Source organism: Ideonella azotifigens (genome assembly GCF_006519715.1).
GTDB lineage: Bacteria > Pseudomonadota > Gammaproteobacteria > Burkholderiales > Burkholderiaceae_C > Ideonella > Ideonella azotifigens.
This window is the reverse complement of the sequence record NZ_VIDT01001194.1, coordinates 1-1,009: the sequence shown is the minus strand read 5'-3', so window position 1 is coordinate 1,009 and position 1,009 is coordinate 1. Positions and strand designations below refer to the sequence as shown.

The following is a 1,009-nucleotide window of genomic DNA, read 5'->3' as shown; positions in this document are numbered from 1 at the left end:
CCACCTCCTCGGTGCTGGCGGTCAGCAGGATGATGGGCAGGCGATCGCCCTCGGCACGCAGGCGCTGGCAGGCCTGCAGGCCGCTCATGCCCGGCAGTCCCACATCCAGCACCACCAGGTCGGGCCGCGGCGAAGGCTCGTGGCGAAGCCGCGCCAGCAGCTCCTCGGCGCTGCCCAGCGCGGTGACCTGCTGGCCCTGGCGCTGGAAATAGAGCTGCAGCATGTCACGCAGCTCCGGGTCGTCTTCAACCACGAACAAATGGGCGGGGCGGGAGCTGCTGTACATGGAGGGCGATGCAAGGGGAAGGGCACACGGCGCCATGATTGCTTCGCTGGCTTGATGCAGTGTTGCTGGCCCATGAACCTTGGTGACACAAAACGACATCGAGGCCTCCACCGTGATGGACTACCAGAACGACAGGCTGTCGCTCAGCACGCGCTGGATCCAGCTGCGCTGCGCCGCGTCCGACACCTCGCCGCGGCCCACCACCTCGACCTTGGCATTCACCGCATCCGACGAGGCCACGACGTTGCCGGCCTTGATGTCGCGCGGGTTCACGATGCCGGAGAAGCGCAGCACGCTGACCCCGCCGTTCAGCGCGATGCTGCGGTCGCCGGCCACCACCAGGTTGCCGTTGGGCAGCACGTTGATCACGGTGGCGGCCACCTGCGCGCTGAACTTGCTGCTGTTGTCGGTGCTGCCGTCGCCCTTGAAGCTGTTGCTGCCGGCGGCGCTGGCGTCCTGGTTCATGATGGACGACAGCAGCTTGTTGCCCGAGTTGCTGCCCGGGCCCTTGGAGGCCATGGCCCGGTCGCCGCTGGTGGTCGTGCTGGCCTTGTGGCTGGCGCTCAGGCTCTCGGCAATCTCGACCTTCAGCGTGTCGCCGATCTGGTGCGGCTTCTTGTCGCGGGTGTAGAGCGTGTCGGCCGACATGCCGGCCTGGTAGATGGCGCCGGTGCGGGCGCGCTCCACACTGAAGGAGCTGGGCATCAACGTCGAGATCGGCAA

The 1,009-nt window shown here is 67.3% G+C and carries 2 protein-coding genes; both read right to left on the bottom strand.

Annotation, left to right across the window (positions count from 1 at the left end):
* Window positions 1-286, bottom strand: a 286-nt coding sequence (locus FKP22_RS31550) for a response regulator (RefSeq protein ID WP_141292087.1), incomplete at its 3' end; no start/stop codon positions are given.
* Between the two features lie 120 nt (window positions 287-406).
* On the bottom strand, window positions 407-1,009 hold a 603-nt coding region (locus FKP22_RS31545), incomplete at its 5' end, for a flagellar basal body L-ring protein FlgH (RefSeq protein WP_310733408.1).